Origin of the sequence: Gordonia sp. (in: high G+C Gram-positive bacteria) (genome assembly GCF_047600385.1) — a bacterium.
Lineage (GTDB): Bacteria > Actinomycetota > Actinomycetes > Mycobacteriales > Mycobacteriaceae > Gordonia.
On sequence record NZ_JASGKZ010000001.1, the window covers coordinates 3205695 to 3227529 of the forward strand.

Consider the following 21835-nt stretch of genomic DNA (forward strand, 5'->3'; position numbering starts at 1 on the left):
GCGGCATGGTGTTCATCGCTTCCGCGATCCCCCGGTGATCCTCCGCACGATGCTGCGCAGCCGGGCCACCCGCGGACCGAGCTCCCGTTCGAAACCGTGGTCGCTCGGCCGGTAGTAATCGCGCCCGACCAGCGGATCGGGCGGATACTGCTGGGGCACCACGCCCCCGGGATGGTCCAGCGGATAGACGTAGCCCACCGCGTTGCCCAGCTTCTGGGCGCCCGCGTAGTGGCCGTCGCGCAGGTGCGTCGGGACCTGCCCGATCCGGCCGCTCGCGATGTCGGCCATCGACTCGCTCATCGCCTGGACCACCCCCGCCGACTTCGGGGCGGTCGCCAGGTGGATGGTGGCCTGGGTCAGCGCCAGCCGCGCCTCGGGCATGCCGACCAGCTGCACCACCTGCGCCGCGGCCACCGCCGACTGCAGCGCGGTGGGGTCGGCCATGCCGATGTCCTCGCTCGCGTGCACCATCAGGCGTCGGGCGATGAACCGCGGATCCTCCCCCGCGGTGATCATGCGCGCCAGGTAGTGCAGGGCCGCGTCGACGTCGGACCCGCGGATCGACTTGATGAAGGCGCTGATCACGTCGTAGTGCTGGTCGCCGTCGCGGTCGTAGCGGACGGCGGCGCGGTCGATCGCCGCCTCCACGTCGGCCACCTCGATCCGCACCGGCGCGTCGTCGTCGGTCGCGGCGGCCGCGGCATCGCGCAGGACGCCGTCGGCGGTGGCCTCCAGCGCGGTCAGCGCACGGCGGGCGTCGCCGTCGGCCACCGCGATCAGGTGCTCGAGCGCCTCGGCGCTCAACTCCACCGCTCCGGCGAGCCCCCGCGGGCTCTCGATCGCCCGCCGCAGCACCGTGGTGACGTCGTCGTCGGTGAGCGGCTGCAGCTGCAGCACCAGCGACCGGGACAGCAGCGGGGCGACGACGGAGAACGACGGGTTCTCGGTGGTGGCCGCCACCAGCAGCACGATCCGGTTCTCCACGGCGTCGAGCAGCGCGTCCTGCTGGGTCTTGGAGAACCGGTGGACCTCGTCGATGAACAGGACGGTCTGGCGGCCCTGCGCCAGGCGCCGGCGCGCCGTGTCGATCACCGCGCGCACCTCTTTGACGCCCGCCGAGAGCGCCGAGAGCGCCTCGAACCGGCCGCCGGTGTGGCGGCTGATCAACGACGCCATCGTGGTCTTGCCGGTGCCGGGCGGCCCGTACAGCAGCACCGACGACGCACCGGTGCCGTCGATCAGCCGACGCAGCGGGGCCCGCTCGGCGAGCAGATGCTGCTGTCCGACGATCTCGTCGAGCGACTCCGGCCGCATCCGCACCGCGAGCGGCTTGACCGGCGCGGCGGCGTGCGACGACGACACCTCCTCCGCGGAGGACGCCGTGGGGTCGGCGAACAGCCCGGGACCGTCGTCGTTCATCTCGCTCCGGCCGGGGATCTCACTCGAACCAGAAGAGCCGCAGTGCGCGCTCCATCTGCTCGGCGGCCTCGAACATCTCCGCGTCGCGGGCGCGGCGGGCCGCCTCCACCAGGTCGGCCCAGCGGGTGAGGACCACCCGGGCGTCGCCGGTGTTCAGGGCCCAGTCGTGTCCGCGGGCGCCGCCGGTCACCAGCCAGTGCGTGCACAGCCACACCCACAGCACCCGCGCGGCCAGCAGCCGACGACCCAGATCGATGTCGCGTCCGACGGTCGGCCAGAGCGGCTGGACCTCCGCGCGCCACGCGTCGACGAGCATCTTCTCCAACGGCTCACGGAAGCTCAGCGCCGACTCGGCGAGATAGGCCGGGAACGTGACCAGCGCGTACGCGACGTCGAGCGAGGCATCCCGGAAGCCGCCGAACTCGTAGTCCATGAACTGGACGCCGTCCTCGTTGATCAGGATGTTCTCCGGACCCACGTCGGACGGGCTGAACGCGCGCAGGTCGCCGCCGTCGAACAGGCGGGTGCCGGCGTCGAGGTCGGCGGCGAACCGCGGATCCAGGTCGATGCCCAGGCGCGCGGTGAGCTCCTGCGCCCCCTCCCGGGCGGCCACCATCTGGGCGCGGACCTCGTCGCCGCCGGTGCTCGGACCGCCCCGCAGGGTGCGGCGCAGCAGCGCGTCGAAATCGTCCTCGCCGCCGACGGTCGCCGCGTGCATGCGGCCCAGGGCCTGCCCCCAGGCGCTGAGGGCGCGGGCGGCGGCCCCGCGGTCCTCGCCGAGGAGTTCGATCATGCCGCGGCCGTGCCCCAGATCGGTCAGCACCAGCACGCGCGCCTGCTCGTCCGCGGCGATCAGCTGCGGGCCGGGCCGGGAGTTGTTCGGCAGCGCGGTGGCGTACCGGTAGGCGGCCACCTCCCGGAGGAAGGGGGCGGTCGGGGCGTCGTCGTCGAGCACCTTGATGACGACGGACCGGCCCGTGTCCAGGGGATTGTTCTCACCCAGGCGGGCCCGGACGACGGTGCTGCGTCCGGTGCCGCCCAGGTCCTCGGGCTCGGTCAGCGCGACGGTGGCCCCGGCGCGGCGCGTCAGCAGCGCCTCGCCGGTGCGCAGCGCCTCAGCGAGGACGTCTCGCTCGATCACGGTCATCGGTATCGCCGGATCAGACCTTGTCCGCGTCGGCCGGAGCCGACTTCGGCTTGGCGTCGATGCCCGACTCCTTGCGCTGGGCCGGGGTGATCGGGGCCGGGGCGTCGGTGAGCGGGTCGACGCCGCCGCCGGACTTCGGGAAGGCGATCACCTCGCGGATCGACGGCTCGCCCGCGAGCAGCGAGGTGATGCGGTCCCAGCCGAAGGCGATGCCGCCGTGCGGCGGGGCGCCGAAGGCGAAGGCGTCCAGGAGGAAGCCGAACTTCTCCTGGGCCTCGTCCTCGCCGATGCCCATGATCTTGAAGACGCGTTCCTGGATGTCGCGGCGGTGGATGCGGATGGAGCCGCCGCCGATCTCGTTGCCGTTGCAGACGATGTCGTAGGCGTAGGCCAGCGCCGACCCCGGATCGGATTCGAGGGTGTCCAGGCACTCCGGCTTGGGCGAGGTGAAGGCGTGGTGCACGGCGGTCCAGGCGCCCGAGCCCACGGCGACGTCGCCGGAGGCGGTGGCGTCGTCGGCCGGCTCGAACAGCGGGGCGTCGACGACCCAGGTGAACGCCCAGTCGCCGTCCTTCTTCAGGTCCAGCTTGTCGGCGATCTCGCCGCGGGCGGCGCCGAGCAGCGCCCGCGAGGCCTTGACGGCGCCGGCGGCGAAGAAGATGCAGTCGCCCGGGTTCGCGCCGACGTGGGCGACCAGACCCTCCCGCTCGGTGTCGGACAGGTTCTTGGCGACCGGCCCGGTGAGGCCGCCGTCCTCTTGCACCAGCACGTACGCCAGGCCTTTGGCGCCGCGCTGCTTGGCCCACTCCTGCCAGGCGTCGAGCTGGCGGCGCGGCTGCGACGCCCCGCCGGGCATGACGACGGCGCCCACGTAGGGCGCACGGAACACGCGGAAGGGGGTCTCGGCGAAGTACTCGGTGCACTCGACCAGTTCGATGCCGAACCGCAGGTCGGGCTTGTCGCTGCCGAAGCGGCGCATCGCGTCGGCGTAGGTGATGCGCGGGATCGGGGTGGTGATCTCGTAGCCGATCAGCTTCCACAGCGCGACCAGGATCTGCTCGGCGAGCGCGATCACGTCGTCCTCGTCGACGAAGCTCATCTCGACGTCGAGCTGGGTGAACTCGGGCTGGCGGTCGGCGCGGAAGTCCTCGTCGCGGTAGCAGCGCGCGATCTGGTAGTAGCGCTCCATGCCGGCCACCATGAGGAGCTGCTTGAACAGCTGCGGGCTCTGCGGGAGGGCGTAGAACGAGCCCGGCTGCAGACGCGCGGGCACCAGGAAGTCGCGGGCGCCCTCCGGGGTGGACCGGGTGAGCGTCGGGGTCTCGATCTCCAGGAAGTCGTTGGCGGCCAGCACCTCGCGGGCGGCGGCGTTGGCCCGGCTGCGCAGACGCAGGGCCTTGGCCGGGCCCTCGCGGCGCAGGTCCAGGTAGCGGTAGCGCAGGCGCGCCTCCTCGCCCGGGTGCTCGTCGAGCTGGAACGGCAGCGGCGCGGACTCGTTGAGCACGGTCAGCTCGCGGGCGTTGATCTCGACGGCGCCGGAGGCCAGGTTGGCGTTCTCGCTGCCCTCGGGCCGGACCTCGACGGCGCCGGTCACCTGGACGCAGTACTCGGCGCGCAGCCGGTGCGCGGCCTCGGCCACCTGCTCGTCGCGGAAGACCACCTGGACCAGCCCGGATGCGTCGCGCAGATCGATGAAGACCACGCCTCCGTGGTCGCGACGGCGGGCGACCCAGCCGACGACGGTGACGGTCTGGTTGGCGTTCTCACGGCGGAGAGACCCGGCGAGGTGGGTGCGAAGCACTGAGTTCCTTTCGAAGAGGTGCCGAACGGCAGACATACTCGACCCTCCATCGTAGTGGTCGTGCGCGGCGGGGCACATCCCGCATCCCCGTCGACACCGTCGTCGCCGCTTGGGGCCTCATGCGGGGAGCGGCATGTCATCATGGGCAGGTGACTTTCCAAGGCAGTGGTGGGCTCGACACCAGCGGAGTGAGCGCCGGCGGCAGCGGCGGCGGAATGGGCGGCGGCGGCAAGATCGCCCTCGGCGGCGGAGCCGGTCTTCTGCTGACGATCGTGGCGCTGGTCTTCGGGATCAACCCCGGCGACATCCTGGGCGGTTCGAGCCAGAACGCGGTCCAGCAGCAGACCGGCACGGGCACCGGCTCCAGCACGGCCCTGCAGCAGCACATCGACGGCTGCACCATCGAGAAGGCCAACGCGGGCGACTCGATCTGCATCATCGTCGCGACCACGGTCAGCCTCGACCAGGTGTGGCCGACGCTGATGAACGGCTACACCAAGCCGAAGACCAAGATCTTCTCCGGCCCAGGTGAGCACCGCGTGCGGTGCGGCGTCGTCGGCGATGGGCCCCTTCTACTGCCCCGGCGACAAGATCGCGTACTTCGATCCGACGTTCTTCGGTGAACTGAAGCGGATGGGCGGATCCGACGGCGCCTCCGCCATCGAGTACGTCGTGGCGCACGAATTCGCCCACCACGTGGAGAACCTGACCGGGGTGCTCGCCAAGGGCCAGCGGATGGGCAACAACGGTTCGGTGCGGATCGAGTTGCAGGCCGACTGCCTCGCCGGCGTCTGGTTCCATCACGCGCAGCAGGGTTCGGGCAAGGGCTTCCTCAAACCGCTGTCCAAGGACCAGATCGCCAACATCATCCAGAGCGCGAAGGCGATCGGCGACGACACCATCCAGGGCGCCAACTCCAACCCGGAGGGCTGGACCCACGGCAGCGCCGAGCAGCGCGTCCGCTGGTTCACCACCGGCTACCAGGGCGGCCAGCCCCGCCAGTGCGACACGTTCGCCACCAACAGGCTGTAGAACGCACGACGACGCGGCCCCGCCTCCGGCGACCGCTGTCCGCGGTCGGAGCGCTTCCCCGCGCCGGTCTCGACTCCACCTCGCCGGTCTCAACTCCACCTCGCTGGTCGAGCGGAGTCGAGACCGCTGTCCGAGGCACCGGAGATCTCGACTCCGCTCGATCATCGGAGGCCGACTCGACCACCGGGGGGACGACTCGATCACCGAAGAACCGCTCGACTACCGAGAAGCGCGGGGGTCCACCGACGAACACCGGCCGCCTGTGTGGCACGAAGGGCGATATGCCGTTCGTGCCACACAGGCGGCCGGTGTTCGTCCGGATCTCAGGCCAGGCGCGCGGCGATCTCCCGCACGACGTCGTCGAGCGCGATCTTGGTCTGCTCACCGCTGCCGAGGTCTTTGACCTCGACGGTGCCCTCGGCCAGCTCGTTCTCGCCCAGCACCAGCGCCAGGCGCGCGCCGGAGCGGTCGGCGGCCTTCATCGCGCCCTTGAGGCCGCGGTCGCCGTAGGCCAGGTCGACGCTGATGCCCTGCGCACGCAGGGCGCCCGCGACGGTGACCAGCGCGTCCTTGGCGGCGGCGCCGAGCGGCACGCCGTACACCTGTACGCGCCCCTGCCCCGCCACCGAGACGTTCTCTGCTGCGAGCGCCAGCACCGTGCGGTCGACGCCGATGCCGAAACCGATGCCGGACAGGTCCTGTTTGCCGCCGACCTGCTTCATCAGGCCGTCGTACCGGCCGCCGCCGCCGATGCCCGACTGCGCGCCGAGACCGTCGTGCACGAACTCGAACGTCGTCTTGGTGTAGTAGTCCAGGCCGCGGACCAGGCGCGGATTCAGCTCGTACCGCACGCCCAGGGCGTCCAGGTGACGTCGTACGGCCGCGAAGTGCTCGCGCGCCGAATCGCTGAGGTGATCGATCATCAGCGGGGCGTCGGCGGTCATCTCCTTGATCTCGGCGCGCTTGTCGTCGAGCACCCGCAGCGGATTGATCTCCGCGCGCCGGCGGGTGGCCTCGTCCAGGTCGAGCCCGAACAGGAACTTCTGCAGCGCCTCCCGGTACTGCGGGCGGCAGGTGTCGTCGCCGAGCGAGGTGAGCTCCAGCCGGTACCCGGACAGGCCGAGCCGCCGGTAGCCCTCGTCGGCGACGGCGATCACCTCGGCGTCGAGCGCCGGATCGTCGACGCCGATGGCCTCCACGCCCACCTGCTGCAGCTGGCGGTAGCGGCCGGCCTGCGGGCGCTCGTACCGGAAGAACGGGCCCGAATAGCAGACCTTCACCGGCAGCTGGCCGCGGTCGAGGCCGTGCTGGATCACCGCGCGCATGACGCCGGCGGTGCCCTCCGGGCGCAGCGTCACGGTGCGGCCGCCGCGGTCGGCGAAGGTGTACATCTCCTTGCTCACCACATCGGTCGACTCCCCGACGCCCCGCGCGAACAGCGCGGTGTCCTCGAAGATCGGCAGCTCGATGTGCCCGTAGCCCGCGCGATGCGCGGCATCGGTCAAAGCGTCACGGACCGCCAGGAAGTCGGCCGAGGCCGGTGGGAAGTAGTCCGGAATCCCCTTGGGTGCGGCGAATTCTCCGCTCACAGTCCGTTACGTCCTTTCTTGATGTCGAGGGTGCCGGTCAGAAACGGGTTCGTGGCCCGTTCGGCGCCGACGGTGGTCTGCGGTCCGTGCCCGGGCAGGACGACGGTCTCGTCCGGCATCGGCAGGATCCGCTCGCCGATGGAGTCCAGCAGTTGCTGATGGTCGCCGCCGGGCAGATCGGTGCGCCCGATCGAACCCTGGAACAGCACGTCACCACTGAAACAGACGGGCCGGGCCGCGGTCTCGTCGGGGCCGTCGTCGACCAGTTCGGTGGTCAGCAGCACGCTGCCGCGGGTGTGGCCGGGTGCGTGGTCGATCTTCCAGCGGATTCCGGCGACCTCGATCTCCTCGCCGTCGACGAACTCGATCACCTTCTCCGGCTCGCGGAAGGTCAGCACGCCGATCATCGCGGCCAGCGCCTTGCCCAGGCCCTCGCCCGGATCGGCCAGCATGCCGCGGTCGTCGGGGTGGATGTACACCGGGATCGAGTACTCGTCGGCCAGTTCCTGGGCGTTCCAGGTGTGGTCGAGGTGCCCGTGGGTGAGGAAGACCGCGACGGGCTTCATGTCGTGTTCGGCCAGGGCGGCCCGGACCTGCGGCGCGGCATCCTGGCCCGGGTCGATGACGATCGCCTCTCGGGTCTCCTCGTCGCACACGAGGTAGCAGTTGGTCTGGAACATCCCCGCGGGGAAACCGGTGATGAGCATGCCGCCCATTGTGTCACCCGGCGACGACGCCGAGTGCGCGCGGACCCGCACCGGTCGGAGCCGCGGGGGCTTCGACACGCCCCGCTCACGTCGTTCGCGGGGCGGCTCAGCCGGCGGAACGGCGGGAGTCCGCACCGCCGGAGGTGTCAGTGCTGGTGTCGGACGCCCACGACGTCGTGCAGGATCGTGTGCACCACGGCGTCGGGGCGCAGGGAGTAGCGGACCGAGCGGCCGGCCCGGTCGGCGTCGACCCAGCCGCTGTCGCGCAACGACCGCAACGACTGCGACGCCGCGTTCTCGCTGATCCCCACCCGCGCGGCGAGCGCGGACACCGGCAGGCCCGGTTCGGCGTGCATCTCGACCAGCAGCGCGAGCCGGGTCGGGTCGCCGAGCAGGGCGAAGCGGGTCGACCAGTGGGTCACCTCGTCGGGGGTCAGTCGCGCGTCCACGAGCGCCATGATCGTCGTACCGTCGATGCTCCGCAATCCGCGGGCTCCCCCGCCGTCGGCCGCCGCAGGGAAATCTCCCCGTAACAATCATCTGTCTTACTGGACACCTGTCTTTCTGGACAGATGATTTTTCCGAAGGGGAGCCCATGCGCCACCGCCGTCTCCGGTCGTCCGCGGGCGTCGTCGCCCTGGCCGTGCTTCTGGGCGGGTGTTCGACGTCGAACGACCGCGAAGACCTACTCGTCCTCGCCGAAGGACAGGAGTTGGGCGGCTACAACCCGCTCCTGGGGTACGGCGCCTACGGCGTGTCGCCGATCTACGAGGGTCTCCTGCGGCCCCGATCCGCCGCCGACGAGAAGGTCCCCGCGCTGGTGCCGGCGCTGGCCGCCGCGGCTCCCGAACGCATCGCGCCCCGCACCTGGCGGGTCCGCCTGCGCGAGGACGTCACGTTCTCCGACGGCACCGCGTTCGACGCCGCCGACGTGGCCGCCACCTACCGGGCCGTCGTGGACCCGGCCGTGGCCGCGGACGTCTCCGGCACGCTCGGCCCCGTGACCGCGGTCCGCGCCGACGGCGAGCACGCGGTGACCGTCGCCCTGGACACCGACGCCGATCCTTCGCCGTACCTGCTGGTCGGCATCGTGCCCTCGGAGAGGATCGAGGCCGCGCCCGCCGCGAACTGGAAGCTCAACACCGCGCCGGTGGGCACCGGCCCGTTCCGGCTGGAGTCGCTCGAACCCGATCAGGCGGTGCTGGTGGCGAACGAGGAGTACCGCGGCCCCGCCCCCGCACTGCGGCGCGTGGTCTACACCTACGCCCCCGACGACAACAATCGCGCCCAGCGCGTCTCCTCGGGCGAGGTCGACGGCGCGAATCTGCCGCCGAAACTCGCCGACAGCCTGAAAGGCGAGAACGGGGTGCGGGTGACCGGCGTGCACACCGCCGACTGGCGATCCGTCAGTCTCCCCGCCGGCAACGCCTTCACCGCCGACCTCGAGGCGCGGCGGGCGATGAACCTCGGCATCGACCGCGCCGCCGTCGTCGCCGAGGTGCTCGGCGGTCACGGTTCCCCCGCGAGCAATCCGGTGTCACCGGTGTACGACGGCGCCTACGAGCCGTCCGCCCAGTTCTCGTTCGACCCCGGCGAGGCCGGGGCGATCCTGGACCGCGCCGGCTGGCGGCGCGGGGCCGACGGAATCCGCGCCAGGGGCGCCGACACCGCTCGATTCACCGTGCTCTATCAGGCCGGCGACACCGCGCGGCGCGATCTGGCCGTCGCCTTCGCCGCGGCGATGAAACCGCTCGGGATCGACGTGCGCCCCCGGGGTTCCACCTGGGACGAGATCGACACCCGCCTCGACACCGACGCGGTGCTCCTGGGCGGCGGCGACACCCCGTACAGCATCGATGCCCAGGTCTTCACCACCCTCCACACCCGGATCCCGGGAGGGTCGCCGTACTCGAACCCCGGAGACTTCACCGCCCCCGGCATGGACGCCCTGCTCGACGCGGCCCGGCAGAGCGCTCCGGGACCGGAGAACGACGCGCGCTACCGCCGCATCCAGAGCCTGTACAAGGCTGCTCCGTCGTCGGTCTTCCTGGTGTTCCTCCAGCACACCTACGCGTCCCGCGGCACCGGCTGGACCTTCGACGCTCCGATTCTGGAGCCGCACTCGCACGGGGTCACCTGGGGGCCGTGGTGGAATCTCGCTTCGTGGCGCCGATGACGGTCGACACCCCCCGTCCGGCGTCGTCGGGCCCCGCCGGGGACCGGTCGGCACCGGACGCCGAGACGACCGGGCGCGCGCCTCGGGCCTCCCGCGGGCGGCGCGCGGCCCGGTTGCTGGTGCGCCGCCTGGCGATCGCGGTACCGACGCTCGGCGTCGTCTCGTTCGCGATCTTCGCGCTGGCCGCGGCGTCCCCGTTCGATCCGCTCGCCGCGCATCTGGGCGACTCCTTCCAGAATGCGAGCCGGGACCAGCGCGAGGCGGTGCGCGCCGCCTACGATCTCGACCAGAACTGGTTCTCGGCCTGGTGGCATTGGTGGGGCGGGGTGTTCACCGGGGACCTCGGCTGGTCGTCGACGCTGTCCCGACCGGTCTCGACGGTGCTCGCCGAACGCATGCCGTTCACGTTCACGATGTCGCTGATCTCCCTGATCCTCGCGGCCGCGATCGCCGTGGTGGCGGGTTCGGTGATCGGCATGCGGCGCGGCGGGCCGCTCGATCGGATCTGCGGTGGACTCGCGGTGATCCTCGCCTCGACCCCGCCGTTCGTGGTCTCCCTGCTGCTGGTCACGGTGTTCTCGGTGAGCCTGCACCTGCTCCCCACCTCGGGTGCCCGGCGCCCCGGCGACGAGTACACCCTCGGCGGCCTGGTGACGCACGGGATCCTGCCGACCGTCGCCCTCGTCCTCTCCCTGCTCCCCTGGCTGCTGCTCTCCATGCGGTCGGCCGTGACGGAGGCACTCGACTCCGACGCGGTGTTCGCCGCCCGCGCCCGCGGGATCGACGGCCGACGCCTGATGACCGGACACGTGCTGCCGGTGTCGGTGCTGCCGACGCTGGCGCTGCTGGGCACCCGCCTGCCGGAACTGATCGCCGGAGCCGCCGTCGTCGAGTCGGTGTTCGGGTGGCCCGGTCTGGCCCAGGCGCTGGTCGACTCCGCGACGGCCCTGGACTTCCCGCTGCTCGCCGCGCTCGCCGTCGGGTCGGCGATCCTCGTCCTCCTGGGTTCCGCCCTCTCCGACGCCGCCGCCGTGTGGCTCGACCCGCGCATTGAGATGACCGCATGACCGCCGCCGTCCACGACGTCCCCGCGAGACGGGCGCGGCTCGCCAGGGTGCTGCCCTGGTTCACGCTCGCCGTTCTCGCCCTGCTCGCCGCGCTGGTCCCGGTGTTCGCCGGGGAGCAGACCGCCGACTTCTCCCGCGCTCTGCTGCCGCCCGCCCCCGACCGTCTGCTCGGCACCGACCACTTCGGGCACTCCCTCGCCGCCCGCACCGCCGAGGGGCTGCGCCTCTCCCTGGTGATCGCCGCGGTCTGCGCTCTCGCCTCCACGGTGCTCGGCGTGGCCGTCGGCGTCGGCGCCGCCACCGTCGGCGGCTGGTTCGACGCCGTCGTGATGCGGCTCGTCGACGGCGTCAACGCGATGCCCCACCTGGTGCTGGGGGTGGTGATCGCCGCGCTGTGGCGCGGTCATCCGGTGGCGATCATCGCGTCGATCGCCCTCACCCACTGGCCCGCGGTGGCCCGGATCGTCCGCGCCGAACTGTTGGAGCTGCGCACCGCCGGCTGGATCGAGGCGGCCCGGCTCGCCGGTGCGGGCCGCGGGTTCGTCGCCGTCCGACACCTCCTGCCCGCCGCCGGCGGGCAGGCCCTGGTCGCGATGGTGGTCCTGCTCCCGCACGCGGTCTGGCACGAGACCACGCTCTCGTTCCTCGGGGTCGGTCTCTCCCCCGACCGCGCGAGCCTGGGCACCCTTCTGGGCGAGGCCCGCGGCGACGTCCTCACCGGCGCCTGGTGGACGCTCGCGGTCCCCGGCCTGGCCCTGGTCGTCGCGGCGCTGGCCTGCAGTCGTGCCGGAGCCGCGCTCCAGCGGGCCACCCGGCCGCCGATCGGCGGCGTGTGGTGAGCGGACGCACGGTGAGCATCGGGAACGACGGCGCCGCACTGCACGGCGTGTCCGTCACCGTTCCTACCGGCCCGTATCGCCGCGACCCGGCCGTCCGGGTGCTGCACGACGTCTCGCTGACGATCCCCGCCGGGGCGGTGACCGCGCTGGTCGGCGAATCCGGGTGCGGCAAGTCGATGGCGGCCGCCGCGCTGTGCGGACTGCTGCCGCCCGGCGCCCGGTTCGACGGCGAGGTCCGCATCGGTGCGCACCCGTTCTCCGGCCGGCTGCAGGACCTGGCCGCGCTGCGCGGCACGACGATCGGGCTGGTCCCGCAGTCGCCCGCCACCGGCTTCACCCCGGTGCGCACGCTCGGGAGCCAGCTCGACGAGGTGGTCCGGGTGCTCGACGGACCCCGCTCGTCCGCCGATCTGTGCCGGCTCGTCGAACTCCCCGGCTCCGCGCTCGACCGATACCCGCACGAACTCTCCGGCGGCATGGCCCAGCGGGCCGCGCTCGCCGCGGCGCTCGCCGGAGCGCCGGAGGTGCTGATCGCCGACGAACCCACCTCGGCGCTCGACCCGGATCTCGCCGACCACGTGTGGGGGCTGCTCGCCCGGGTCGCGGCCGAGGGCGCCGCCGTCCTGGTGATCACCCACGACCTCGCCGCGCTCCGCCGGTCCGAGGCGTGCCGGTCGATCGCGGTGATGCGGCGCGGACGGATGCTCGGGCAGCGGGAGAACGAGGAGGAGTGGCGTCGACTCGGCTCGTCACCGCACTCCGCCTCGGCTCGGCCGCCGGAGAACACCTCCGTCGAGCTCACGGACGAGGACCATCTGACCGAGTTCTTCCGGGAGGGCTGGTGACCATGACCTCGAAGATCAGAAGTTCGGGGATCGTCGCCGACGGCCTCACCGTCGCCCATCGCGGCCGCCCCGTGGTGTCCGGGGTCGACCTGCGGGTGGTGCCCGGTCGGGTGACCGGGCTGATCGGCCCGTCCGGCAGCGGCAAGACCAGTGTGCTGCGCGCCCTCGCCGGACTGCAGCCGATCGCGGCGGGCGCCGTCGTCTACGACGGCGAGCCCCGCCCCGCGCCCGGCTCGCTCGGGATGCTGGCCCAGCATCCCCGGCAGGTGTGCGATCCGCGCTGGACGCTGGGGCGCATCGTCGTCGAACCCGCGGCGATCCGCGGGGAACGGACCGATCCGGCGGAGTGGGCGCAGCGCGCCGGACTCGACCCGGAACTGCTGGACCGGCGTCCCGGCCAGGTGAGCGACGGCCAGCTGCAGCGCGCGTGCCTGGCGCGGATCCTGGTCCAGGACCCGGCGTATCTGCTGTGCGACGAACCGGTCGCGATGCTCGATCCGATCACGGCGCGCGCGGTGATCGCGGTGCTCGCCGATCTCGTGGACCGCGGAGCCGGGGCGCTTCTGGTCAGTCACGACCATCGGCTGGTGCACGCCGTCAGCGGCGACGTCGTCACACTGCCGCGGTCGGTCGACGGTGCGACGTGATCGCTGCGATAGCATGGTGGCCGCCGTGACTCCCGCGGCCGCACATCTGGCGACCCGCCGATGACACAGGAGGTTTTCCCCGCGTGACGACCAACGAGGAGCGCCGCGAGGCCGCGAAACGCAAGCTCGAGCAGCGACTCGAAGCCGAACGCCGGCTGGCTCGGCGACGTCGTCTCATGATCGCCTCGGCCGCCGGAGTGGCCGTGCTCGCGGTGGTCGCGGTCGGTGCCTTCTTCGGCTGGCGGGCCTGGGACGACAGCCGCCGCGTGCAGTGCACCTACGACGAGGCCCAGGATCCGTTCAAGCAGCTCCCGGCCAAGCTTCCCGACACCGTGCCCGCCGACCAGCGCGCGCAGGCGCAGGCTCTGCTCGACTACTACAAGAGCGTCGAGAAGAAGCAGCGCAGCGCACCGAAGCCGGACGATCACCCCCTCAAGGAGGGCACCGTCGGCCTCACCTTCGACACGTCGGTCGGCGCCATCCCGGTGACGCTGAACCGCGCGGACGGTGCGTGCAACGTCAACGGTGTGCTCTCGCTGGCCCAGAGCGGCTACTACGACGACGTGCTGTGCCACGCCATCGCGATCGGTAAGAACGGCGGCCTGACGCTGTGCGGCGATCCGACCGGTACCGCGGGTCTGCCGCTGGTCGAGGGCGGCAACCCCGGCTGGAACCTCCCGGACGAGACTCCGACCAATCTGAAGAAGTACGGCCAGCCCAACCCGCTCAACCCCGCCGACCAGCCCGTCATGTACCCGCGCGGCACCGTGGCGGTGTTCAACGCCAACACCGACGGCAATCCGATGCTCGGCCAGGAGGGCACCTCGAACACCGCGGGCGGCGCCCTGTACTTCTTCCTGAAGGACACCGCGATGTCGCCGAAGTACGCCGTGATCGGCAAGGTCGACGAGACCGGGCTCAAGACTCTGGAGAAGATCGAGAAGGGCGGCATCGTGCCGGGCCCGGGCAACCCCGAGACCAAGCCCGGCGAGGAGGTCCAGTCCGGTAAGCCCAAGACGGACGTCGAGTTCACCTCGGTCAGCGTCAAGGAGTGACCGGCGACGAATGAACCGAGAAGGGCGGTCCGGCGCATCTCCGCGCCGGACCGCCCTTCTCTTCGGCGTCCACCCGTCTGTCTCCTCCGGTGTGCGCCCGCCGGGGGCGCGGCTCACGCCGCCGACGTCACCCGGTACACGTCGTACACGCCCTCCACGCCGCGCACCACGTTCAGCACGTGGCCCAGGTGCTTCGGGTCGCCCATCTCGAAGGTGAACTTGCTGACCGCGACCCGATCACGGGTGGTCTGCACCGACGCCGAGAGGATGTTGACCCGCTCGTCGGCGAGCACCCGGGTGATGTCGGACAGCAGCCGATGCCGGTCCAGCGCCTCCACCTGGATCGCCACCAGGAACACCGACGACGGGTTCGGCGCCCACCGCACGTCCAGCAGTCGTTCGGACTGGGCGCGCAGGGCCGAGGCGTTGGTGCAGTCCGACCGGTGCACGCTCACTCCGCCGCCGCGCGTGACGAACCCGAGGATCTCGTCGCCGGGCACCGGGGTGCAGCATTTGGCGAGTTTCACCAGGACGTTGTCGACGCCGTCCACCACCACGCCGCAGTCTCCGGGAGCACCGCGGCGGCGCATCGGGAGCGTCGACGGCGTCGACCGCTCGGCGATCTCCTCGTGCGCGCTGTCGACGCCGCCCAGCAGCGCCACCAGCCGGTGCACCACGCGGCCGGCGGTCAGATTCCGTTCGCCGACGGCGGTGTAGACCGCGTCGACGTCGGCGTAACCGAGTTCCTTGGCCAGTGAGGTGACCGCCTCCGAGGACATCAGGCGCTGCAGCGGCAGACCTGCGCGCCGCACCTCCTTGATGATCGCCTCCTTGCCCGCTTCGAGGGCCTCTTCACGACGTTCCTTGGCGAACCACTGGCGGATCTTGGCCTTGGCGCGCGGCGACGCGACGAAGCTCTGCCAGTCCTTGCTGGGGCCGGCGGACTCGTCCTTGGAGGTGAACACCTCCACCACTTCGCCGTTCTCCAGCGGACGCTCCAGCGCCACCAGGCGCCCGTTCACGCGGGCGCCGATGCACCGGTGACCGACCTCGGTGTGCACCGCGTACGCGAAGTCGACCGGCGTGGATCCGGTCGGCAGCGTGATCACGTCGCCCTTCGGGGTGAACACGAAGATCTCCCGGACGGCGAGGTCGAAGCGCAGCGACTCCAGGAACTCGCCGGGGTCGGCGGCCTCCCGCTGCCAGTCCAGGAGCTGGCGCATCCACGCCATGTCGTCCACTTCGCCGACGTCGGCGGCCTTGCGGCCCTTCCCCTTGCGGCCCTCCTTGTAACGCCAGTGCGCCGCGATGCCGAACTCGGCGGTGCGGTGCATCTCGTGCGTGCGGATCTGCACCTCCAGCGGTTTGCCCTCCGGGCCGATCACCGTGGTGTGCAGCGACTGGTAGACGCCGTAACTGGGCTGGGCGATGTAGTCCTTGAAACGCCCGGCCATCGGATGCCACAGCGAATGCACGACGCCGATCGCCGCATAACAGTCGCGGACCTCGTCGCACAGGATCCGCATGCCGACCAGATCGTGGATGTCGTCGAAGTCGCGGCCCTTGACGATCATCTTCTGGTAGATCGACCAGTAGTGCTTCGGTCGGCCCTCGACGGTCGCCTGGATGCGCGAACCGGCGAGGGCGTTGTTCAGGTCCGACCGCACCCGCGCCAGGTAGGTGTCGCGGCTGGGCGCGCGGTCGGCCACCAACCGGACGATCTCCTCGTACCGTTTGGGGTGCAGGATCGCGAAGGAGAGGTCCTCCAGCTCCCACTTGACCGTCGCCATGCCGAGGCGATGCGCCAGCGGCGCGATCACCTCCAGGGTCTCGCGCGCCTTCCGCGCCTGCTTCTCCGGCGGCAGGAAGCGCATGGTGCGCATGTTGTGCAGACGGTCGGCCACCTTGATCACCAGCACCCGCGGGTCGCGGGCCATCGCGATGATCATCTTGCGGATGGTCTCGCCCTCCGCGGCGCTGCCGAGAGCCACCTTGTCGAGTTTGGTGACGCCGTCCACCAGGTGGGCCACCTCGGGACCGAAATCCGATTCGAGCTGCTCGAGCGAATAACCGGTGTCCTCGACGGTGTCGTGCAGCAGCGCCGCCACCAGCGTGATGGTGTCCATCCCCAGATCCGCGAGGATCGTCGCGACCGCCAGCGGGTGGGTGATGTACGGGTCGCCGGACTTGCGGAACTGCCCCTCGTGATGGGTGTTGGCGATGTCGTAGGCGCGCTGCAGCACCGCGACGTCGGCCTTCGGGTACACCTCGCGATGCAGGGTGGCCAGGGGTTCGAGGACCGGATCGATGGGGCTGCGCGGCCCTGCGGTGATCCGGCGGGCCAACCGCGCCCGAACCCGCCGTGAACTCAGGGGGGCACCGACGTCGTCGGGCCGTCGACCGATCTCCGCTTCGCTCATACGGAGAGCTTAGTCGTCTCGCGCGGATCGGATGCGGTCACCGCGATCCCGCGAGGTCAGGACGGGTCTACGCCCCCGGCCGCGCCCGGGACGACGCACCGGACCAGGGACTCAGCCCCGACAGAGGTGATGCACCACCACGTCGTCGCCCAGGCCCGCGGCCACCGCCGCACGACCGGGCAGTTCGGCGAGCTCCATGATCACCGAGAGACTGTGCACCCGCGCACCGGCCAGACCCAGCAGTCGCGCGGCCGCGATCAGCGTGCCGCCGGTGGCCAGGACGTCGTCGAGCACCGCGACCGACCGGCCGCGCAGATCCAGTCCGGAGGCGGGGATCTCCAGCCGGGCCGTGCCGTATTCGAGGTCGTAGTCGACGCCGAACACCGGCGGCGGGAGCTTGCCCGCCTTGCGGATCGCGATCAGACCGACGCCGAGCTCCCGCGCCACCGCACCGCCCAGCAGGAAGCCGCGCGCATCGATGCCGGCGATCAGGTCGGCGCCGGAGCACTTCTCCGCGAGCGCCGACACCACCGCGGCCAGCCCCTCCGCATTGGCCAGCACCGGTGTGAGGTCCTTGAACGCGATCCCCGGCTCCGGGAAGTCGTCGACCAGTCGGGCGTACCGGTCGATCGCCGCGCACGCCCGCTCGTGGGCCGTACCGCTCGTGCTCACCTGCGCACCCACCTGTCCATGTTCCATCCGGTGCCCGTCCGCGCCATCCCGGGCACCACCTGCTCGACGCCGTCGGAGTGCTCCCGCACCCGCACCGTGCCGAAGAGCGGGATCGACGGGAGGGTCTCCCAGGCCGCGGTCTCGGCGTCGCGGACCAGCGGGAGCCGGGCGCTGTCGCTCGAGGTGAGCGAGAGGTCGTTGATCGCGCCGGAGGCCTTCGGGTCACGGAATCCGGAGAGGTTCAACGGATCGTCGCCGAAGAGCTGGTAGGCGTCGGGGAAGGTCGACGCCGACCCCGCGGCGGCGCTGCCCGTGGCGCCCCGGGTCAGCAGGACGTCGACGTCGGTGCCGAGCGCCGCGGGCGTCAGCTCCGCCGAACTCGCGTCGGTCACGGTGAGCCCCGCGGCCTGACACGAGTCGACGATCTGCTTCACCAGGGCCTCGGCGACGGGGTCGGGGGCGACGTAGCCCAGACGCAGGTTCCGCGCGGGTCGTCGTGCACCCTCCCGCTTCGACCCGAGCAGCGCCCGGGCCCGGGAGACGTCGGCCCGCGGATACCGTCTGGCGAACTGGCCGTTGAGCGCACCGCCCAACGCATTGGCGGGGGCGACGGTCCGCATCGACCACACCACGCCGTTGGCGCCGAAACGCCGGGCCAGCGCATCGCGCGGGACGCACGACGCGAAGGCCTGCCGCACCGGGCGGTCGGCGGCGACCCCGCTCCCGGCGAGCACCAGCTGCGTCACCGACAGCGGCCGCGGATCGTCGGCGCCCGCCCGGTTCTCGGTGCCGTCGAGCTTCTTGACGGTGCGGCCCTTGAGTCGATCGCCTGCGGTGAGGTCACCGGATTCGACGACCTCGATGCTCCCGTCGTTCAGCGCCTTCTCGCCGCCCCGGCCACGCGTCCAGACCGTGATGCGGCTGATCGCCGCGCGCTCGCCCCACCACTTGTCGTTCACCACCAACCGCAGCGCACCGTCGGCGGCGTACTCGCCGACCCGGTACGGCCCCGCGGAGAGGAGCAGCTTCTCGTCGACCGGTTTACCCGGTTGCAGGGTGAAACCGGTGTTCCAGGCCTCGGCGATGCGCCCGAGGGTCTCGCGACGCCGGTCGGTCAGCGCCGCGACGATGTCGTCCACTCCGGCCTTGCGCGCCACCACGTGCGCGGGCAGCAGGGTGCCGACGCCGAACAGCGCCCGCCATTCCGCGTAGTCGCGGCCGCGGGTGAAGGTCACCACGGCGCTCTTCTCCCCCGGCCGACAGTCGACGCGGGCGATGTCGCGGTATCCGGCGGTGGTGGCCGGGGTGAATCCGGCGGCCTTGCCGCCCATCGCGGTGGCGGCGAGCAGCAGGTCGTCGCACACCATCGGGGCGCCGTCCGACCACACGGCCTTCTCGTCGAAGGTGTAGGTGAGCGTCAGCGACGACCCGGCCTCCGGGACGACCGTGCCGATGTCCCGGTCGGCCACCACCTGGCCGTCGGGACCGAGGTAGGTGAATCCGGGGAGCACCCGGGCCAGCGCCATGATCGCCCCCGATGCGTAGCCGTCGACGGTGTTCACGTTGTAGTCGCCGACGCGCGCATTGGTCAGATAGTCGATCTGATCGCGGTCCTCCCCGCCGCAGGAGGTCAGGGTGGCGGCGAGGACCGCCGCCAGCCCGACCGCGGCGGTTCGGAGCGCCGCGCGCCGGCGCCGGTTCACGCCCGGGCCCCCGCAGCCTCGGCGCGCCGACGACGCGCCAGCACCTTGGCGGTGTGCGCCTTGATCTCGGGCTTGCGCTCCTTCAGCGACACCAGCAGCGGCGAGGCCAGGTAGATCGACGAGAACGTACCGACGACGATGCCGACCAGCTGCACCAGCGCGAGGTCCTTGAGCGTGCCGATGCCCAGCATCCACACGGCGACCACCATCAGCGAGATGATCGGCAGCACCGAGATCACCGTGGTGTTGATCGAGCGCATGAACGTCTGGTTCACCGCCAGGTTGGTCTGTTCGGCGTACGACCTCCGGGTGGAGGCGAACACGCTGCGCGTGTTCTCCTGCACCTTGTCGAACACCACCACCGTGTCGTAGACCGAGAAGCCCAGGATGGTGAGCAGACCGATCACCATCGCCGGCGTCACCTCGAAGCCGACGAGCGAGTAGACGCCCGCGGTCACGATCAGGTCGAAGAACAACGACGCCATCGCCGCGACCGACATCTCACGGTCGAAGCGCACCGCGATGTAGACGAACACCACCACCAGGAAGACCACCAGCGCGATCACCATCTTGCGGGTGATCTCCTGACCCCAGGTGCTGCTCACGTCCGAGCTGCTGACGTCGTTCGCCGAGATCGCCGGTGCGTACGCGTTCGCCAGCGCCTCGGACACCTGCTGCGTCTGCTGCTGGTTCAGGTGCTCGATCCGGACCTGGATGGTCGACGACGCGCCGGTGCCCGCGGTCTGGACCTGCTGGGGCTCGATGCCGATCGAGTCGGAGATCACCTTCTCCACCGACTCGGTGGTGAGCGGCGCCGTGTTGGGCAGCGCGATCTGGGTGCCGCCCTCGAAGTCGATGCCGAAGGTGAATCCGCGGAACACCATCGACGCGAGACAGATCAGCAGGATCACACCGGTCACGATGTACCACTGCTTGCGTTTGCCGACGACGTCGAACGCTCCGGTGCCGCTGTAGAGGCGCGCGAAGAAGCTCTTGTCCTTGTCGGCCCGGTAGTCGGCGTCGGCCCACTCGGTGGTGGGTCCGTCGTCGCCCGGCACCGCGGTGTCGAGCGACTCGGTCTGGTCGTCGGCGGCGTGACGGCGCGCCGAACGCTTGGGAGAGGTCATCGGACCGATTCCTTCCGGGTCGCCTGCAGACGCCGTTGCCGGGCCACTTCACTGACGGCGCCGAGGCCGTTGATGTTCGGCCGCGACAGGAACTGCGAACGGGTCGAGAGCTCCACCAGCGGATGCGTCACCAGGAACACGACCATGACGTCGAGGATCGTGGTGAGACCCAGGGTGAACGCGAAGCCCTGCACCTCGCCGACGGCCAGCACGTAGATCACCACCGAGGCGATGAAGCTGACGGCGTTGCCGGTCCAGATGGTGCGCCGGGCGCTCGCCCAGCCGCGCGGCACCGCCGAGCGGAAGCTGCGGCCCTCCCGCATCTCGTCCTTGATGCGCTCGAAGTAGACGACGAACGAGTCCGCCGTCATGCCGATGCCGATGATCAGGCCCGCCATGCCGGCCAGGTCGAGGGTGAAGTCGATCCAGCGGCCGAGCAGCACCATCACGCCGTAGACCATCAGACCGGCCAGCACCAGCGAACCGACGGCGAGGAAGCCGAGCATCCGGTAGTAGGCCATCGCGTAGAGGAAGGTCGCGATCAGGCCGATGAGACCGGCGATGAGCGCGGCCCGCAACGCCTGCCAGCCGAGGGTCGCCGAGACGGTCTCGGCCTCGGAGGAGGAGAAGCTCAACGGCAGCGAACCGTATTTGAGGGCGTTGGCCAGGTTGACGGTCTCGTCCTGGGTGAAGCTGCCGCTGATCTCGGTGGTGCCGATGATCTGCGAGTTGATGGTCGCGGCGCTGACCACGCGCGAGTCCAGGGTCACCGCGGTGACCTTGCCGATGTTCTTGCCGGTGTAGCTGGCCCAGGCCTTCTGACCGTCGCCCTTGTAGTCGACGCTCACCACCCACTGGCCGGCCTGGTTCTGTCCGGACGCGGCCTTGTCCACGTCCCGGCCGTCGATGATCATCGGGGCCAGCAGATAGGCCGTCTTCCCCTCCTCGTCACAGGTGACGAGGTACTGCTTGGGATCGTCGTGCCCCACCAGGACGTCGCCGTGATCGCCTGCGCAGTTCAGCTTCGCCATCTGCTCGCGGAGTTTCGCGAGCTGTGCCGGCGAGGCGCCGGCGGGCGCCTGCCGCAGCTTCCGCTGCTCGGCGATGGCCTCGGCCTGCTGGTCGGCGGTCATGTCCGCCGGGCGGGGGCCCTTGTCGGGCTTCTGCGCCGTCGCCGGGGCCGAATCCTCCACCGGGCGGATGAACAGCCGGGCGGTCTGGCCGAGCGCGCGGGCCTGCCTGCCGTCGTCACCGGGCACCGTGATGACGATGTTGGCACCGTTCACCACGACTTCCGAGCCGCCGACGCCGAGGCCGTTGACACGCTGTTCGATGATGGCCCGAGCCGTGTCGAGCTGTTCGCGGGCCGGAGCCTGACCGTTGTCGGTGCGGGCGGTCAGCACCACGCGGGTGCCGCCCTGCAGGTCGATGCCGAGTTTGGGCGCGAAGGAGCCGCCGCCGGTGAAGGCGATCAGGCCGTAGACGACGCCGAGCAGCACCAGGAAGGCCGTCAACGGCTGCCACGGCGGAACGCCGCGGCGCGCCGTGCTCCGGCGCGGACGTGGGGTGGGATTGCTCACGGGCGGAAA

At 71.3% G+C, this 21835-nt stretch carries 17 protein-coding genes and 1 pseudogene; 7 read left to right on the plus strand and 11 right to left on the minus strand.

The features are described 5' to 3' along the window. Nucleotides 1-12: 12 nt before the first annotated feature. From QM809_RS14425 to aspS, 3 genes are read right to left on the minus strand one after another with little or no spacing between them, the layout of a single operon-like run. Nucleotides 13-1419, minus strand: a complete 1407-nt coding sequence (locus QM809_RS14425) for a replication-associated recombination protein A (protein ID WP_415046426.1) — start codon at nucleotides 1417-1419, stop codon at nucleotides 13-15. A gap of 19 nt (nucleotides 1420-1438) precedes the next feature. Then, the gene (locus QM809_RS14430; RefSeq protein WP_415046427.1) at nucleotides 1439-2566 is read right to left on the minus strand and encodes a hypothetical protein; all 1128 of its coding nucleotides are present in this window, start codon (nucleotides 2564-2566) and stop codon (nucleotides 1439-1441) included. Nucleotides 2567-2579: 13 nt separating this feature from the next. After that, nucleotides 2580-4367, minus strand: coding sequence for an aspartate--tRNA ligase (gene aspS, locus QM809_RS14435; protein WP_415046428.1), 1788 nt, complete (start codon nucleotides 4365-4367; stop codon nucleotides 2580-2582). 149 nt (nucleotides 4368-4516) lie between these two features. On the opposite strand from aspS, the pseudogene QM809_RS14440 reads away from it, so the two are divergent. Beyond that, nucleotides 4517-5399, plus strand: a pseudogene (locus tag QM809_RS14440) (neutral zinc metallopeptidase). Nucleotides 5400-5722: 323 nt separating this feature from the next. On the opposite strand, the gene hisS reads toward QM809_RS14440, so the two are convergent. The 3 genes from hisS to QM809_RS14455 all read right to left on the minus strand — a co-directional run bounded on the left by hisS (nucleotide 5723) and on the right by QM809_RS14455 (nucleotide 8144). Further along, nucleotides 5723-6988 carry a histidine--tRNA ligase gene (gene hisS, locus QM809_RS14445; RefSeq protein ID WP_415046429.1) on the minus strand — a complete coding sequence of 422 codons (1266 nt, stop codon included), beginning with the start codon at nucleotides 6986-6988 and terminating at the stop codon, nucleotides 5723-5725. Further along, nucleotides 6985-7695, minus strand: coding sequence for an MBL fold metallo-hydrolase (locus QM809_RS14450; RefSeq protein WP_415046430.1), 711 nt, complete (start codon nucleotides 7693-7695; stop codon nucleotides 6985-6987). Before QM809_RS14450 ends, hisS begins: the two co-directional genes overlap by 4 nt. 146 nt (nucleotides 7696-7841) lie before the next feature. Next, a complete protein-coding gene (locus QM809_RS14455; protein ID WP_415046431.1) occupies nucleotides 7842-8144 on the minus strand; it encodes an ArsR/SmtB family transcription factor in 303 nt (100 codons plus the stop codon). 146 nt (nucleotides 8145-8290) lie between these two features. Between QM809_RS14455 and QM809_RS14460 the strand changes: the two genes are divergently transcribed. The 6 genes from QM809_RS14460 (at nucleotide 8291) to QM809_RS14485 (ending at nucleotide 14324) form a co-directional block, all read left to right on the plus strand. Then, a complete protein-coding gene (locus QM809_RS14460; RefSeq protein WP_415046432.1) occupies nucleotides 8291-9871 on the plus strand; it encodes an ABC transporter substrate-binding protein in 1581 nt (526 codons plus the stop codon). Then, on the plus strand, nucleotides 9868-10938 hold the full coding sequence (locus QM809_RS14465; RefSeq protein WP_415047105.1) for an ABC transporter permease: 1071 nt from the start codon (nucleotides 9868-9870) through the stop codon (nucleotides 10936-10938). Before QM809_RS14460 ends, QM809_RS14465 begins: the two co-directional genes overlap by 4 nt. Further along, entirely contained in the window at nucleotides 10935-11777 is an 843-nt protein-coding gene (locus tag QM809_RS14470; RefSeq protein ID WP_415046433.1) for an ABC transporter permease, read from the plus strand. Before QM809_RS14465 ends, QM809_RS14470 begins: the two co-directional genes overlap by 4 nt. 11 nt (nucleotides 11778-11788) lie before the next feature. Beyond that, nucleotides 11789-12622, plus strand: a complete 834-nt coding sequence (locus tag QM809_RS14475; RefSeq protein WP_415046434.1) for an ATP-binding cassette domain-containing protein — start codon at nucleotides 11789-11791, stop codon at nucleotides 12620-12622. 2 nt (nucleotides 12623-12624) lie between these two features. Beyond that, on the plus strand, nucleotides 12625-13269 hold the full coding sequence (locus tag QM809_RS14480) for an ABC transporter ATP-binding protein (RefSeq protein WP_415046435.1): 645 nt from the start codon (nucleotides 12625-12627) through the stop codon (nucleotides 13267-13269). Between the two features lie 83 nt (nucleotides 13270-13352). Continuing rightward, the gene (locus QM809_RS14485; RefSeq protein WP_415046436.1) at nucleotides 13353-14324 is read left to right on the plus strand and encodes a peptidylprolyl isomerase; all 972 of its coding nucleotides are present in this window, start codon (nucleotides 13353-13355) and stop codon (nucleotides 14322-14324) included. 113 nt (nucleotides 14325-14437) lie between these two features. Here QM809_RS14485 and QM809_RS14490 read toward each other — a convergent pair whose 3' ends face one another. The 5 genes from QM809_RS14490 to secD all read right to left on the minus strand — a co-directional run bounded on the left by QM809_RS14490 (nucleotide 14438) and on the right by secD (nucleotide 21826). Then, entirely contained in the window at nucleotides 14438-16744 is a 2307-nt protein-coding gene (locus QM809_RS14490; protein WP_415046437.1) for a RelA/SpoT family protein, read from the minus strand. Nucleotides 16745-16855: 111 nt separating this feature from the next. Then, the gene (locus QM809_RS14495; protein ID WP_415046438.1) at nucleotides 16856-17443 is read right to left on the minus strand and encodes an adenine phosphoribosyltransferase; all 588 of its coding nucleotides are present in this window, start codon (nucleotides 17441-17443) and stop codon (nucleotides 16856-16858) included. Beyond that, entirely contained in the window at nucleotides 17413-19119 is a 1707-nt protein-coding gene (locus QM809_RS14500; RefSeq protein WP_415046439.1) for an ABC transporter substrate-binding protein, read from the minus strand. Before QM809_RS14500 ends, QM809_RS14495 begins: the two co-directional genes overlap by 31 nt. Then, nucleotides 19116-20246 (minus strand): protein translocase subunit SecF, encoded by a 1131-nt coding sequence (secF, locus tag QM809_RS14505; RefSeq protein WP_415046440.1) that lies wholly within the window; start codon nucleotides 20244-20246, stop codon nucleotides 19116-19118. Before secF ends, QM809_RS14500 begins: the two co-directional genes overlap by 4 nt. Next, nucleotides 20243-21826 carry a protein translocase subunit SecD gene (gene secD / locus QM809_RS14510; RefSeq protein WP_415046441.1) on the minus strand — a complete coding sequence of 528 codons (1584 nt, stop codon included), beginning with the start codon at nucleotides 21824-21826 and terminating at the stop codon, nucleotides 20243-20245. The genes secF and secD overlap by 4 nt, the downstream gene beginning before the upstream one ends. Between the last annotated feature and the right edge of the window lie 9 nt (nucleotides 21827-21835).

Coding starts and splice junctions, on each gene's coding strand:
- QM809_RS14495 (WP_415046438.1), bottom strand. CDS start 17,443: ATGGAACATGGACAGGTGGGTGCGCAGGTGAGCACGAGCGGTACGGCC.
- QM809_RS14430 (WP_415046427.1), bottom strand. CDS start 2,566: ATGACCGTGATCGAGCGAGACGTCCTCGCTGAGGCGCTGCGCACCGGC.
- QM809_RS14480 (WP_415046435.1), top strand. CDS start 12,625: ATGACCTCGAAGATCAGAAGTTCGGGGATCGTCGCCGACGGCCTCACC.
- secF (WP_415046440.1), bottom strand. CDS start 20,246: ATGACCTCTCCCAAGCGTTCGGCGCGCCGTCACGCCGCCGACGACCAG.
- QM809_RS14490 (WP_415046437.1), bottom strand. CDS start 16,744: ATGAGCGAAGCGGAGATCGGTCGACGGCCCGACGACGTCGGTGCCCCC.
- QM809_RS14425 (WP_415046426.1), bottom strand. CDS start 1,419: ATGAACGACGACGGTCCCGGGCTGTTCGCCGACCCCACGGCGTCCTCC.
- QM809_RS14465 (WP_415047105.1), top strand. CDS start 9,868: ATGACGGTCGACACCCCCCGTCCGGCGTCGTCGGGCCCCGCCGGGGAC.
- QM809_RS14470 (WP_415046433.1), top strand. CDS start 10,935: ATGACCGCCGCCGTCCACGACGTCCCCGCGAGACGGGCGCGGCTCGCC.
- QM809_RS14460 (WP_415046432.1), top strand. CDS start 8,291: ATGCGCCACCGCCGTCTCCGGTCGTCCGCGGGCGTCGTCGCCCTGGCC.
- QM809_RS14450 (WP_415046430.1), bottom strand. CDS start 7,695: ATGCTCATCACCGGTTTCCCCGCGGGGATGTTCCAGACCAACTGCTAC.